11 protein-coding genes and 1 pseudogene are annotated in these 14,824 nt (G+C 39.6%); 11 read left to right on the top strand and 1 reads right to left on the bottom strand.

Features of this window, described 5'->3' with window-relative positions; translation table 11 throughout:
* The 7 genes and pseudogenes from WN50_RS34690 to WN50_RS16945 all read left to right on the top strand — a co-directional run.
* Positions 1-472 (top strand): annotated as a pseudogene (locus tag WN50_RS34690) (RNA-guided endonuclease IscB); the annotation flags it as partial.
* The gene (locus WN50_RS37635) at positions 447-989 is read left to right on the top strand and encodes a 4a-hydroxytetrahydrobiopterin dehydratase (RefSeq protein ID WP_425354817.1); all 543 of its coding nucleotides are present in this window, start codon (positions 447-449) and stop codon (positions 987-989) included. The pseudogene WN50_RS34690 and the gene WN50_RS37635, both read left to right, overlap by 26 nt.
* 44 nt (positions 990-1,033) lie before the next feature.
* Complete coding sequence (locus WN50_RS16925) at positions 1,034-1,903, top strand: GGDEF domain-containing protein (RefSeq protein ID WP_046277891.1); 870 nt, start codon at positions 1,034-1,036, stop codon at positions 1,901-1,903.
* Positions 1,904-2,042: 139 nt separating this feature from the next.
* A complete protein-coding gene (gene lnt / locus WN50_RS16930; RefSeq protein ID WP_235440993.1) occupies positions 2,043-3,572 on the top strand; it encodes an apolipoprotein N-acyltransferase in 1,530 nt (509 codons plus the stop codon).
* Positions 3,573-3,760: 188 nt separating this feature from the next.
* On the top strand, positions 3,761-5,152 hold the full coding sequence (locus WN50_RS16935; protein ID WP_049559912.1) for an ABC transporter substrate-binding protein: 1,392 nt from the start codon (positions 3,761-3,763) through the stop codon (positions 5,150-5,152).
* Complete coding sequence (locus tag WN50_RS16940) at positions 5,149-6,531, top strand: ABC transporter substrate-binding protein (RefSeq protein ID WP_235440991.1); 1,383 nt, start codon at positions 5,149-5,151, stop codon at positions 6,529-6,531. Before WN50_RS16935 ends, WN50_RS16940 begins: the two co-directional genes overlap by 4 nt.
* 13 nt (positions 6,532-6,544) lie before the next feature.
* Positions 6,545-8,581: an ATP-binding protein gene (locus tag WN50_RS16945; RefSeq protein WP_046277894.1), complete on the top strand. Its 2,037-nt coding sequence runs from the start codon at positions 6,545-6,547 to the stop codon at positions 8,579-8,581.
* Positions 8,582-8,592: 11 nt separating this feature from the next.
* Here the strand turns inward: WN50_RS16945 and WN50_RS16950 are convergent, their stop codons facing one another.
* On the bottom strand, positions 8,593-9,006 hold the full coding sequence (locus tag WN50_RS16950; RefSeq protein ID WP_046277895.1) for a hypothetical protein: 414 nt from the start codon (positions 9,004-9,006) through the stop codon (positions 8,593-8,595).
* Between the two features lie 233 nt (positions 9,007-9,239).
* Here WN50_RS16950 and WN50_RS16955 point away from each other — a divergent pair, with 233 nt between their 5' ends.
* The 4 genes from WN50_RS16955 to WN50_RS16970 all read left to right on the top strand — a co-directional run bounded on the left by WN50_RS16955 (position 9,240) and on the right by WN50_RS16970 (position 14,656).
* The gene (locus WN50_RS16955) at positions 9,240-10,685 is read left to right on the top strand and encodes a sensor histidine kinase (protein ID WP_046277896.1); all 1,446 of its coding nucleotides are present in this window, start codon (positions 9,240-9,242) and stop codon (positions 10,683-10,685) included.
* 58 nt (positions 10,686-10,743) lie between these two features.
* A complete protein-coding gene (locus WN50_RS16960; RefSeq protein ID WP_046277897.1) occupies positions 10,744-11,361 on the top strand; it encodes a class I SAM-dependent methyltransferase in 618 nt (205 codons plus the stop codon).
* A gap of 154 nt (positions 11,362-11,515) precedes the next feature.
* On the top strand, positions 11,516-11,839 hold the full coding sequence (locus tag WN50_RS16965; RefSeq protein ID WP_046277898.1) for a cupin domain-containing protein: 324 nt from the start codon (positions 11,516-11,518) through the stop codon (positions 11,837-11,839).
* 174 nt (positions 11,840-12,013) lie between these two features.
* Complete coding sequence (locus WN50_RS16970) at positions 12,014-14,656, top strand: tetratricopeptide repeat protein (protein WP_152964844.1); 2,643 nt, start codon at positions 12,014-12,016, stop codon at positions 14,654-14,656.
* Positions 14,657-14,824 lie beyond the last annotated feature (168 nt).

The raw sequence follows: 14,824 nt of genomic DNA on the forward strand, positions 1-14,824 counted from the left end.
GGCGGTTAACTCTACTCGCTGGGCTTTGTTTAATGCTTTAAAAGCGACTGGATTATCTGTTTCTACTGGTTCTGGTGGACAGACCAAGTTTAATCGAACCCGATTAAATATTCTAAAATCTCATTGGTTAGATGCAGCTTGTGTTGGAAAAGTTGAATCTCTAAAAGTTTTAACGAAACAACCTTTGCTACTCAAAGCGATGGGACACGGAACTCGTCAACGATGCCGAGTAAATCGGTTTGGATTCCCGGTTGGACACGCTCCTAAAGCTAAGTTCTTTCAAGGATTTCAAACAGGTGATATCGTAAAAGCTGCTATCCCAAAAGGGAAGTTTTCTGGACATTATGTTGGGCGTATTGCCATTCGATTCCGTCCTTCTTTTGTTTTGCAACTTCCCAACTCTAAGTTTGATGTTCACCCTAAATACTTGATTCCTGTTCAAAAACATGACGGATTCTCCTACTCCTTTTAACAATGATTCTCGCTCCGCTCAGTTTTCTTTGGGCGGCAATTCCTCTCCCGCTAACCCTGTCGGGTATAACGGGAGTCCCCTTGCCGCATCTCAGATGGAAATTCTATCAATCCTCGCAATTAGCCTGATCACTCATCAATCTTTATCGGGAACAGAGGTTCCTTTTGTATTGGTTCAACACAGTCAAACCGATGATCGCAGACGTTTAACTGAGGTAGAAATTACTCAACTTTTGTCAAAATTACCGGATTGGAAACGGGAAAATCAAACGATTATTTATACTCATACTTTTAACAACTTTATAGAGTCGATTAATTTGATCAATTGTTTAGTCGAACCCGCCGAAACGTTAGGTCATCATCCTGATATTTTGGTATCCTATAATAGAGTAACCATTAGCTTAACCACTCACGATCAAGGGGGGTTAACGCCTCTAGACTTCCAACTCGCTGAAACTATTTCTAACTTAGTGAAGACTTTCTCTGAAACTACCGGAAAACAATGTAATATTAATTAATCTATCCTAAAACTTCTCAAAAGTGACTGGGGGAACAGTCTTTTATGGCTGATATGCAAAAAAAAATTGTTGCTTATTTAGAACATCAATCTTTTATTATTATTGCTGGATTAAGTCTGATTCTCGCTTTAACGATTGGTTGGATTGATTATTTAGTTAGCGCCGATATTAACCTCTCTATCTTCTATTTACTTCCAATTAGTTTAGCCACTTGGTTCTCTGGGAAATACTGTGGTTTAGGATTAGCCATAGTTAGCACGATTTTATGGATTCATGCTGAACTTCATATCAAAAATTATACAAATCCTCTATTTCCCTATTGGAATACTGGAGTCAGATTAGCATTTTATTTGATTTTTATTTATTTACTTTTCTCTTTGAAAAAAGCCTACGAAAGAGAAAAAAGATTAGCTCGGTTTGATGGATTAACAGGCGCTTATAACCGAAGTTTTTTGATCGAAACCCTAGAAAATGAGATTCAACGCGCCCAACGATATCATTATCCAATTACTTTAGCTTATTTAGATATCGATCACTTTAAAAGAGTTAACGATCAATTTGGACACAACAGAGGTGATCGGCTTTTACAAGATATCTCAAATATTATTAATAACTCAATTCGTCCCAGTGATATTGTCGCCCGTTTAGGGGGGGATGAATTTGCGATCCTTTTACCCTATACTAACGTTCAGGAAGCTCAAGCTGCTCTAGATCGCGTTTATCAAAACCTCTTAAGCTTGAACCAAGGACAACTGAGTTTTGTAGGGTTTAGCATGGGTGTGGTGACTTGCTTAACTCCTCCCGAGTCCATCGATAGATTAATTGAACAAGCGGATCAGTTGATGTATTCTGTTAAACATACGAACAAAAATCAGCCAGAATATGCACTATTTTCTCCCGTTTATTCAAAATAAAATGTATAATTTTGATTAAAACATAAATAAAAATATGCTAAAAAATAAAGGTTTTAAAAATTTACTTGAGCCAGAATCAATATTAGAGTATTGGCATCAAAACTATCAGCTAGGACGGGTTTTAATTGCCGGGGTATTGATGGGGCTAGCCGCCGAACCTAGAGGGTTTTGGCTGTTAGCATGGGTGGCGTTAGTTCCACTGTGGGTTAGGGTTATTCAGTCGAAATCTCCAAAAAATTCGGTTTTACCTTTTGCTATAGCTTGGGGAGTTGGCTATCACGGAACGGTTCTATTTTGGATCACAGGAGTTCACCCCATGACTTGGTTAGGGGTTCCTTGGTTAGCGAGTTTAGCAATTGCATTATTTTGTTGGATTTTTATCACCTTTTGGGGCGTTGCATTAGTGATGAGTTGGGCGAAAATATTATCAATTGTCAGCTCAAAAATTGCCGATAAAAATATTAGCTCAATTTTAACTCGGGTGCTAGTTGGAACAGCCCTTTGGTGTGGTTTAGAATGGTTTTGGAGTCAGGGTTCTCTCTGGTGGTCATCTCTATCTCTCACTCAAAGTTTTGGGAATTTAGTCATTCTTCATTTGAGCCAAATTTCTGGCCCAAATACCGTAACGGCGGCTTTAATTGCTGTTAATGGGTTGATTGCAGAAGCTTGGCTGCTAAACACCTCAAAAAACCGCATAGAAACCCGAACAAAAATAACGATTTATTTACTGCCCATTTTGTGTTTTTCCCTGGCTCATTTAGTGGGGTTTTATCTCTATTCTCAACCCTTAGAATCTAACCCAGAAACCGCCTTAAAAATTGGCATTATTCAAGGCAATATTCCCAACAAAATCAAACTCTATTCTGAAGGATGGCGTCAAGCCTTACAAGGCTATACAACCGGATATAAAACCCTTGCTGATCAAGGAGTAGATGCGGTACTCACTCCTGAAACCGCACTGCCATTTCTGTGGAAATCTCCCGCTCGAAATCAAAGTTCATTTTATCAAGCTATTTTAGAGAAAAAAGTCGTCGCTTGGGTGGGAAGTTATGGTCAAGAGGGAAATCGCATCAGTAATAGTTTGTTTACCGTAGATGGGGAGGGAAAACTGATCAGTCAATATGATAAAGTGAATCTGGTTCCTTTAGGAGAATTTATTCCTTTTGAATCGATTTTAGGTCAATTTATTAATCGATTATCCCCTTTAGATGCACATCTCGTTAAAGGGAAACCCGATCAACAATTTAAGACTCCATTCGGTCAAGCCATTGTCGGAATTTGTTATGATTCGACTTTTGCGCGACATTTTCGCCGTCAAGCAAAAACGGGAGGAAAATTTATTTTAACCGCTTCTAATGACTCCCATTATTCAGCAGGAATGCTCGCTCAACACCACGCGCAAGACGTCATGCGAGCCATAGAAACGGATCGTTGGACCGTCAGAGCGACCAATACAGGTTATTCTGCGGAAGTTGATCCTCATGGAAAAACCCTGTGGATATCAGGAATAGATACCTATGAACTTCATATCGCGACCATTCAACCCCGAGCAACTCAAACATTATATGTTCGTTGGGGAGATTGGCTGACTCCAGTATTATTAATTTTAAGTTTAATTGCGATTATTTTCAACAGAATTTTTAACAAAAGATCAGCCATTCAAAATTGAAAATAGAAGGTTATAACTGAGATATTGCACCATTCTCAACAGATCTGAAAAACCGGGTTCGATCACGAAAAATATAGGTTTTCAGCTAAGGTAAATTGCCATAAACCCGGTTTCTGACCCTAGTGCGCGTCGGTGAGTTATAACAGAAAAGAGATGTTAAACCCTCGCAAGAAAGACCTATTTCCCGAATGAGCAAACTAACTCCTGTTGTGTTGTTTTTTCTGAGTTGGGTTTTGGTGACTTGTACCCAGTCAAAACCTGACATTTCTGTACAAACTTTTACAGATAATAATACATCGGTCAAAATTTCGTGGACAAACGGATATTATCCCCAAGAAGATGAAGCCATTCAGCAAATCGTTCGTCAATGGGAGAATGAAAGTGGTTTCAAAGCTGAACTGACATTTTCAGCCGAAGACGTTAATCTTCAACAAACCCAAGCCGCAATTAAGGCTGACAATCCACCCGATATCGTTTACAATCAAAAAGCAGAATTTGCACTCAATCCCCTGATGGCTTGGTTCGGGAAAGTCGCAGAAGTTTCAGAAGTCGTTGAACCCATGCAAGAGCGCTACAGTTCGAGTGCGACTCGTTCCGCTTATTTGTACAATACTCTTACTCGTCAACAAGGGTATTATGCCGTTCCAATTCATCAACAAACCCTACATATTCACTACTGGCGAGATTTGTTAAATGAGGCGGGATTTACAGATAGTGATATCCCCAAACAATGGGATGATTTTTGGAAATTTTGGCAACAAGTTCAGGATAAACTAAGACAACAGGGAAAAGAAGATATTTATGGAATTGGTTTAACGCTGTCGTCTGAAGCGAACGATACTTTTTATGAATTTGAACAGATTTTAGCCGCTTATGGGATCAATTTATTGGATGAAAAGGCTCAATTACAAGTCGAAAATCCTCAAGTTCGCCAAGGTATAATTGAAGTCTTAGAGTGGTTTGCAGACTTCTACAAACAGGGATATATTCCCGTCGATTCGGTTGATTGGCTTCCGGCTGATAATAACGTTAATTTTCTCAATCGCCGACTGGTGATGACATTGAACCCAACCCTTTCTATACCCGCTTCTCAACGTTCCGATGAACAAGTTTATCGGGATAAAATTGAGACTTTAGAGTTTCCCAATAACCCCGATGGTAATCTTCCTCAATACCTCGTTTCCGTTAAACAAGTATTGAGTTTTACGGCTTCAGCGCATCAAAAAGCCGCTCAAAGTTTTCTATCTTTTTTAGCTCAACCTACAATTTTAAATCAATATCTTAAACAGTCCGCAGGACGTTATTTTCCAGTGATGCCGGAATTGCTTTCTGATCCATTTTGGAATAATTCAGATGATCCGCATATTTCGGTTGCTCGTCAACAATTTGCTTCTACTCGACCTCTAAATTCTCTATTGTATCCGGCTTATGCTCAAATTTTTGCAGAAAATCTTTGGGGTCAGGCGTTAGAAAAAATTGTTGTTGAAGGAGTCTCATCAGAAGCCGCAGCCGATGAAGTCATTCAACGAATAAAAATGATTTTTGAGGAATGGGAACGGTTGAAAGCAGGAGAAAAATGATGAAGCAGAAATTAATCTTGATTTTCCTATTTGTATTCAGTCTGCTTTTATCAACCTGTAGCGGACAAATTCAGCCCACAGTTACTTCGCTAGACCCGAACGATTCTTCCTTAACAATTTGGTGGAATCGCGGCTATTATCCCCAGCAAGATGAAGCCCTAGAACAAATAGTTGCCGACTGGAAAAAGAAAACTAACAATTCAGTAGAATTGATATTCTTCAGTGAAGATGAAACTATAAGTAAAGCCATTCAAGCAGTAGAAAATGGTAATCCTCCCGATATTTTGTTTTCTGAACGAGCTGAATATACTCTGACTCCGCTTTGGGCAAAAATGGGAAAATTAGCCGATGTTTCACCTGTGATTGAATCCGTTAAATCACTCTATACTCCGGTGGCATTACAGTCTGCTTCTCTCTATAACAACCTCACGAAGAATCGTTCTTACTATGGTGTTCCTTTGATGCAGCAAAGCCTTCATATTCACTATTGGAAAGATTTAATTCAACAAATCGGTTTAACAGATTCTATTCCAAAAGATTGGCAGGGGTTTTGGAATTATTGGAAACAAGCTCAAGAAACGTTATTGCTGCAAGGACGAAGTGATATTTATTCAATGGGTATTCCCATCTCTGTAGCCTCCTCTGATACCTATTGGGTATTAGAACAGATTCTCGAAGCCTATGACGTTCAATTGCTCAATTCTAAAGGCGAACTTCAGATCGATAAACCCCAAGTTAGAGCGGGAATTATCACGGCGTTAACATGGCTGACCGATCTTTATAAAAGTGGATATATTCCTCCCAATTCAATCCACTGGTTGAACGCAGATAATAATACAACTTTTCTGAATAAAATGACCTTGATGACTCTAAATGTGAGTTTATCAATTCCCGGTTCACAGCAACAAGATAAAGACATTTATCTCAATCAATTGGCGACGCTAGAATTTCCCAATAAACCAAGCGGAGAACCGATGACTTCTCTGACTTCTGTCAAGCAAGCTCTAATTTTTGCGGCTTCTCCTCATCAAACTTTAGCTCAAGAATTTCTGACTTATTTAGTACAACCCCATAATTTAGCAAAATATCTTCAGGGAGCAGCAGGACGATATTTTCCAGTAATGCCACAGTTATTTTCTGATCCGTTTTGGAGTAATGTTAATGATCCTCATATTTCTGTCGCAACACAGCAATTAAGCCAGAATAAAACTCATTCTTTGTATCAAGTTTTAAACCCCGCTTATGCTCAAGTTTCTGCCGAAAATGTATGGGCTGAAGCCATTCGGAATATTGTTGTCAATGAAGTTTCACCAGAAGCCGCAGTTGATCAGGCGATTAAACGAATTCAAGAAATTTTCGTCCAATGGAAAATAACTTAAATAGGAATCAAGCATGAAACCTTGGAAAAACAGTCTATTGATACAGCTTGTTAGCTCATTTTTGTTGCTTTCATTGCTGATTGTTTCTCTTGTCGGATTTGTGGCTTTTTATCAAGCAAAGATTTCTCTCAAACAATCCGTTTTTGAACGACTCAGTGCTACCGCCTCCCTCAAAGAAGAGGAGTTAAATCGCTGGGTAATCGATCAAGGTCAGACGGTATTATCTTTAGCTAAGTTGCCTGAAATTCGCACTCAAGCAGAAGCGATTTTAACGAGTAATTCACCCGATAGTTCTAGCTTTTTGCAAGAAGCTTTCAGTAGTTTTATCACTCATCAAACAGGCTTACAGGAAATTTTTCTGCTCTCTCGCTCCGGTCGAGTTGTCGTTTCCACTCATCCCAAACAAATCGGCTTATACAAACCTCTAGTTCAATATAGCTTCGTTAAACCCAACTCAACAGAAGGATTTGTTTCTAATTTTTATCGATCACCGGATACGGGAAAGGCTCAGATTACGCTAGCTATTCCTCTGTTGAATTCTGACAATAAACAACAAGGAATTCTGGCTACAAATTTAAACTTAGATCGAATTGACCAAATTATTCGTCAAAATACAGGCTTGGGAAAAACGGGAGAAACCTATTTAGTGGGAAATGTTGGAAGTAGTTTATCCAGTCGTTATGTGTTTATTTCTAGCAAACACTTGAATTCTCAAGAATTTTCTAATGGCATTAACAGTGTGGCAATTCAACAAGCAATGCAAGGAAAAAATGGTCGTGGACTTTATAAAAATTATCAGGGTATATCTGTAATCGGGGTTTATTATGCTCTACCTGGGCAAGATTTAGCTTTAATTGCTGAACAAACTCAAACCGAAGCTTTTGCTCCGGCTCGACAATTAGCTAGTTCTATTTTTTTGAGTGGTTTAGTTTTATCGAGTATCATGGCTCTGGGAATGTTAATGTTAGGTCGTCGTATTGTTAAACCGATTAAAGCCATTGCTAAAACGGCTTATTTAGTGAGTCAAGGAGATTTGAATCAAACGGCTCCAGTATTGAGTAATAACGAAATTGGAATGCTGGCTAAAACATTTAATCAGATGATCGAACAGTTGAAATTAACTTACCAACAATTAGCGGATTATAGCCATACCTTAGAAGAAAAAGTTGAACAACGAACCCAAGAATTACGCCACAAAAATCAAGATTTAGAAATTACACTAAAACAACTGAAAAAAACACAAACTCAACTGGTTCAACAAGAAAAAATGGCGAGTTTGGGTCAGTTAGTCGCCGGAGTTGCCCATGAAATTAATAATCCGGTTAATTTTATTTATGGAAATGTCCAACCAGCAACTAAATATGCTCGTGATTTATTAAATTTAATTCAGCTTTATCAAAAACACTATCCCCAGCCCAATTCTGAAATTATTGATGACATTGAAGCGATTGATTTGGCATTTATTCAAGAAGATTTTATGCAGTTACTCGATTCTATGAAAGAAGGCTCCGAACGGATTAAAGAAATTGTTTTATCTCTGCGAAATTTCTCCCGTCTTGATGAATCAGAACAAAAACAGGTTGATCTTCATCAAGGGATTGAAAGTACATTACGAATTTTACAAAACCGCCTGAAAGCCCAATCAGAACGTCCAGAAATAGCCGTGATTAAACAATACGGTCAACTCCCTTTATTGAACTGTTATCCCGGTCAACTTAATCAAGTTTACATGAATCTTCTCAGTAATGCAATTGATGCTTTAGAACAAGACAGAACAATCATCAATCCCCATATTTTAATTCATACAACTCTGAGCAACAATAATATTGAGATTCGGATTTCAGACAACGGTTCTGGGATAAAATCTGAACTTTTAGAACGAATATTTGACCCGTTTTTTACCACAAAACCAGTCGGCAAAGGAACGGGTCTAGGCCTATCAATTAGTTATCACATCATTGTAGAAAACCACAAAGGAAAACTGCTTTGTCATTCTCAACTCGGAAAAGGAACAGAGTTCATTATTAAGCTGCCGATTCGAGTTCGCTAGGCTATGGGTGATTAAAAACTAACAGCAATTACAGTAATCAAAATAATGATCAGCACAATCACAGAGAACACTAAAGCAATAATAGCTAACCAGTATTGCAGCGTGTAGAGTTTCCGAAGTTCACCCAAAGCGATCATCAAATTCTCAATATCTGTCCCCGCAGTCGTGACAATTTGTGTAAATGCTTTCGCCGCATTTTTTGTCCAAGTTCCAACGAGTACCGAGAAAACGCCTTGAATCAGATTATTCAGAACAATCGCTGTCTTTTCCGATGCGGATAAGGCATTGAATATATTAATAATCCCCAGGAAAATTCCTAAAATCCCAATCGCAATTAATAGAGTCGCCACAAAGTTCATTTTTTTGGCTAAATCCCCGATTAACTCGTTCTGACTGCTGCTAAACTCATACCCTGATGATGCCATCGTATTAAACTCCGATTCGTTTTCACCTGTTCATCATTGCAGAGAGGGCTACGACTTGCAACGAACCTTAACTAAATGTAAAAGTTTAAATTTTAGTTAAGTCTTGGTTAACTTTAAAAAGCTTCACCGCAAGGCTTCTTGTCTTTCTTTAAAATAGAGAGAGAGTCTGTATACTTGGGGTGGATCTGCACGGCAATACTCTAACAAAATCTTGAACTTCGATCAACTAACCCATGCTAAATACCTATTCCCCCGATCACTCCAATATCGTCGAGTTCAATCGCTCTGCTCAAAGTCTTCATCTAGAGTCAACTTTACAAGATCTTTCCCTCTATGAGATTCAAGTTGATATTCGTCAAAAGGGCATCGTGATCACTCAATTGTTTGAGTCAGACTCGACAATTCCCGGTGTCATTTTGATGGATCAAAAAAAGTTCATCGGCATGGTTTCTCAACGACGCTTTTTTGAACGGATGAGCCGCCCCTATGCCCGAGAATTGTTTTTAGGGCGAAGTCTTCATGTCTTCTATCATTTTGCTCAAACCGATTCATTATTGTTATCAGGAGATACCCCTGTTGTCGAAGCCGCTCAACAAGCCATCCGTCGTTCTCCCCATCTTCTCTATGAACCAATTGTGGTGAAACTTTCTGCTCAGGACTATCGACTGCTCGATATTCAACAACTGCTCATCGCTCAATCTTGTATTCATCAACTCGCAACCGAATTACTCCGTCAAAAAACTCAAGCTCAACTGATTCAAACTGAAAAACTCGCAAGTTTGGGGCAAATGTTGGCGGGAGTTTCTCACGAAATTCGCAATCCTGTTGCTTGTATTTTAGGCAATCTTAAATGTCTTGATCATTACTATCAAGACTTGACGGATCTGATAAAACTCTATGAACAAGATTTTCCTCAGTCCTCAAAATCCATTGAAGATTATAAAGATGAAGTTGAGCTGCGATTTATTCAACAAGACTTACCCGAAGTTCTAGATAGCATCAAAATTTCCTCAGAACGTCTGGCTCATCTCGTCAACAGTCTACGAGGTTTTTCACGCATTGATAGCTCTAAACCTGAAAAAGTAGACATCAACTACTGCTTAGAAAATACATTATTAATCTTAAAAAATCGTTTAAAACATGGGATTAACCTAGTCAAGCATTACGGAAAAATTCCGCCAATTTATGCCTATCCCAATCAACTTAGTCAAGTTTTTCTCAATGTCATTTCTAATGCGATTGATGCCTTAGAAGAAGTCAGCCAAGAAAAGCCTGATATCGCTAAGATTACCATCACGACAGAAGTCAGAAAATGGTCTATTTCTGAGCAAAGTCATCTCAAAGTTATTTCCAGTTCATCAACTCCATTGATCTTTTCTTTAGAAAACAGTTACCATTCCAGTTCACTCGATTCTCACTTTGAAGATAAAACTGAACAATCAGACAGTATTTCCGGCTGTATTTCCATTCGCATCGCTGATAATGGCCCCGGTATTCCTCCAGCAATTTTAGATCGGATTTTTGAGACCTTTTTTACAACCAAATCTCCCGAAAAAGGCACTGGCTTAGGATTATCAATTAGCCATCAAATTATTACCGAAAAACACCGAGGTAAACTCAATGTCACCTCTAAAGTGGGGCGCGGCACAGAATTTGAAATTTTACTCCCAATTCTGTAGAATAGATAAACTTACTGAGTTTAAAACGCTCAGGAGTCCATCTAGGGAGATCTCAAGAATGGGTTTTTATAGCCAAGTTATTTTACCTCGTTTGCTGGATTGGGTGATGTCTGATCCAGCTTTTACCCAATATCGTCAAAAAGTTTTAGCCCATGTCGAAGGAGAAATTCTAGAAATCGGTTTTGGTACAGGACTCAATCTATCCTACTATCCTCATCATATCAAAAAAGTGACCACAATTGACCCCAACTCCGGCATGAACCAACTAGCTGAAAAGCGAATTCAAGCCTCTAAAATCGAGGTTGAAAATCGACTGATCAATAGCGAACATCTACCAATGGCTAACGATACCTTTGATAGCGTTGTTAGCACTTGGACGCTGTGCAGTATTGCCCAAGTTGAACAAGCCTTACAAGAGATTTATCGGGTTCTAAAACCCGGCGGAAAATTTTTCTTTATCGAACACGGACTCAGCGATAAACCCGAAATTCAAATCTGGCAAAATCGCCTGACTCCCCTACAAAAAATTATCGCTGATGGCTGTCATCTCAACCGCAATATTCAGCGTTTAGTCGAACAACAATTTGATTCAATCACCTTAGAAAAATTTGAGATCGAAAGTTTCCCAAAAGTTAGCGGTTACACCTATATGGGAGTTGCAACCAAAGCCAGATAACTCACTTTGATGTCTTTAAAAATGATGACTGAGATGTTTTACCCGTTTCAGAAACCGGGTTTCTGGTTTGTACCTCATAGGATCGCACACCGCTATAACTCAATACTCTCAATAACCTGACCTTTTCCATCTTACAAGATTGCCTTTTGCCTTTATGAAAAACATCTATCACCTACCCGAACATCTTCCTAATGAAGAACAATTTGAACCCATCATTCAACATCCATCTCTATTAATAGAACGGATTATTTCCACCGGACAAACAACACCCGATGGCGAGTGGTATGATCAAGAAAAAGATGAATGGGTAATGCTTTTGCAGGGAGAAGCCACCCTCTCCTATGTCGATGGTTCACAAATTCAACTCAAACCAGGTGATTATTTACTCATTCACGCCCATCAAAAACATCGAGTTGAATACACCAGTACCAACCCCCCCTGTATTTGGTTAGCCATTCATGGGAATTTACAGTCTTGAGCTATTTCCGCTACAATTGAGAAACCGCAAACCGTCCTTTCTGTTGAGGCTTGAAAGATTGAGTGAGGCATTCTACCCCTGAGAAAACCCATCATTAGCTACCATCATTCGGTAAACTAGAAAAAATTGATATTGCAGCCACCATCAAACGGGACTGACAAGACAAAATATCCATTGGCACATCCATTACGGGCAAAAGGAGTTGCGATGAACCGTCACAATCAAACAATTTTAACCTTGGCGTACAGAAGCGGTGTTTTGCTCTCAACCCTCCTACTGTTACTGGGTGTCGCCAGTCGCCCCGCTTTTTCACAGTCTCCTGAACCCACGCCAGACACAGAAATTGTCGCCCCGGAAGAAGAACTAGAGCGCCTGCGACGGGAGCGAGAAATTCAACAGGGGGTAGAAGCCGAGGCGAAGCGCATTTTTAGCCGCACGATGATGCTGTTTAACCTGTTGTTGGGGGTTTTAGCTTTATTGTTGGCGGCGGGTTTGGGGGCGTTGTGGGTGCTGCGGCGTTCCGTTATCCATGAAGTCACCGGAATTGTCGAAACTCACCTCAATGAATTGGGAGATTTGGAAAATCGCATTTCTAGCGCAAATCGCCAAATTCAAAGCGTTCTCCGAGAAACTGATACCTATTCTAGCGATCTTCATCATCAGTCTGAAGAATTTCAACAAGAACTGGAGCTAGAACGCCGAAAAATTGATGAAATTCGCTCTCAATTATCTCATTCTCAACAACAAACCCTCGCAGAATTAGAACATCAAATCAAGCAAGCGATCCAAGAACGAAAACAGCTTGAAAGTAAATTTTCCACCCAACTGAGTGAACTTCAGCAGCAAGCCCGACTCCAACAAAATCAGATCTTACAACAGTTAGAACTCTCAAGTCAAGACGTTGTTTCTACGTTTTCACAACTGCAAAGTGAAGCGAAAAGCCGTAAAGATGAAACCGTTGAGAACTTGAGAACCTCAGAAACCGAATTTTCAACCCAGTTATCAGAACTGAAGCAAAAAGCCCAAAAACACCGAGATTTAGTCATTCAAAATATTGATCAGTTGGGCATGGAATTGTCGGATAAACTCTCAAGTTATGAAACCGAAGTTCAAACCCGAAAAGACGGAGCAATCAGAAACTTTAAACAAGCTGAAACCGAATTTTTAACCCAGTTATCAGAACTACAAACCTCAGCAAAAAGCCAACAAGATGCAATCCTGCAAAACCTACGTCAGTTAGAGTCAGGGTTTGAACCGCAACTCTCAGAGATTCGCAGTAAAGCCGAACAAAAAGCCCAAAAACGTTCTGAAGAAATGATTGCCAATTTTGAGAAATACGGCGGAGAATTAGAAGCTCAACTCTCAGAAGCCCAAGCGAAAATTCAAGAACGAGTCAGAGAAAAATATCAAACCCTCAAACAGCTTGAAGCCGAATTTATCGAACAGGTTTCACAAGCCCAGTCAGGAGTCCAAACTCAACAAGAACAACAGTTACAAAACTTGCAAAAGTTAGCGGTTGAATTTGTCGAACAGTTATCCCAATCAAAATCAGGAATCGAAACCGAAAAACAACAACAACTCCAGAATTTACAACAGTCTACTTCAGAGTTTATCGAACAGTTATCACAAGCCCAGTCAGCAACACAAACCCAAAAAGAACAGCTTTTACAACAGTTAGAAAGTTCAGGAAACGAAATCGAAAGTCAGCTTACCGCCTTCAAGTCTGATATTCGTACCCGTCGAGATGCAACTTTCCAAAAATTAGATCGCTTTGAAAGCACTCTTGCTCAACAGGTAGAAGAAATTAAAGCCGACGCTCAAACCGAAAAAGACAAAATTCTCCAACAACTCGCCCAATTACAAACTAATACTCGCACAGAACAAGAACAAATTCTCAAACAATTATCTCAACTTCAAGCCAACGCAGAAGCCGAGAAAAATAAAATTCTCAAGCAGTTGGCTGAGATTTCCCCCGCATCCATTGCAGAAGGTGCTGTTGCGGAAATGTTGGAACGAATTAAAGCCCTTTCTGAACAGCTTGAACGTCTCAAATCCAATAAACCTGAGTTATTCTTGAGTGCAGAAGACTTTGTAAATCAAGGATCAAAGTTCATTGCTGAGGGAAGGTTTGAAGAAGCTTTTGTCGCCTTGAATAAAGCCGTTGAAATTCAACCCAATCACCACACCGCTTGGTTAAATCGGGGTATGACATTGCGAAGAATGAAGCGTCATCAAGAGGCGATTGGTTCCTATGAGCGAGCGTTAAATATTAAACCCGATTACTATCAAGCTTGGGTAGATCGAGGGGTTGCTTTGGGGATTTTACAGCGCCATCAAGAAGCTTTTGAATCCTTTGATCGGGCGTTAGAAATTAAACCCGATGATCCGGTTGCTTGGTTAAACCGAGGGATGGCGTTACAGGTTTTAGAACAGTATGAAGAAGCAGCAATTTCCTTTGAAAAAGCCACTGAACTTGATCCCAATTCTGCGAAAGCTTGGAACTATAAAGGTTATACATTGATGAAGTTACAGCGAGATTTAGATGCTCTAGAAAGCTTGAATAAAGCGATGAAACTACAACCGAAATATGCTGATGTTTATTATAATGCGGCGACTTGTTATGCACTCCAAGGAAAGCTAGATTTAGCAATGGAACATCTAGAACAGGCGATCGCACTTAATCCCCGTTATCAAGAAGACGCGAAAACAGATCGCAATTTAGAACGGGTTTTTAAGCGGTTAAATTATCGCAATTCAGACAATAATCGCAATTCAGATAATAATAACGTTAATATGACGGCTCGGAGAATTGAATAAATGTAGGGGCGGGTTCTCCAGGGTTTTTGTTACCTGAAATTAATCGTTATTAACCCGCCCATCCCCAACATTCAACCCCAAAATTGCTGTAGGGGCGGGTTCTCCAGGGTTTTTGTTACCTGAAATTAATCGTTATTAACCCGCCCATCCCCAACATTCAACCCCAAA

Source organism: Limnoraphis robusta CS-951, assembly GCF_000972705.2.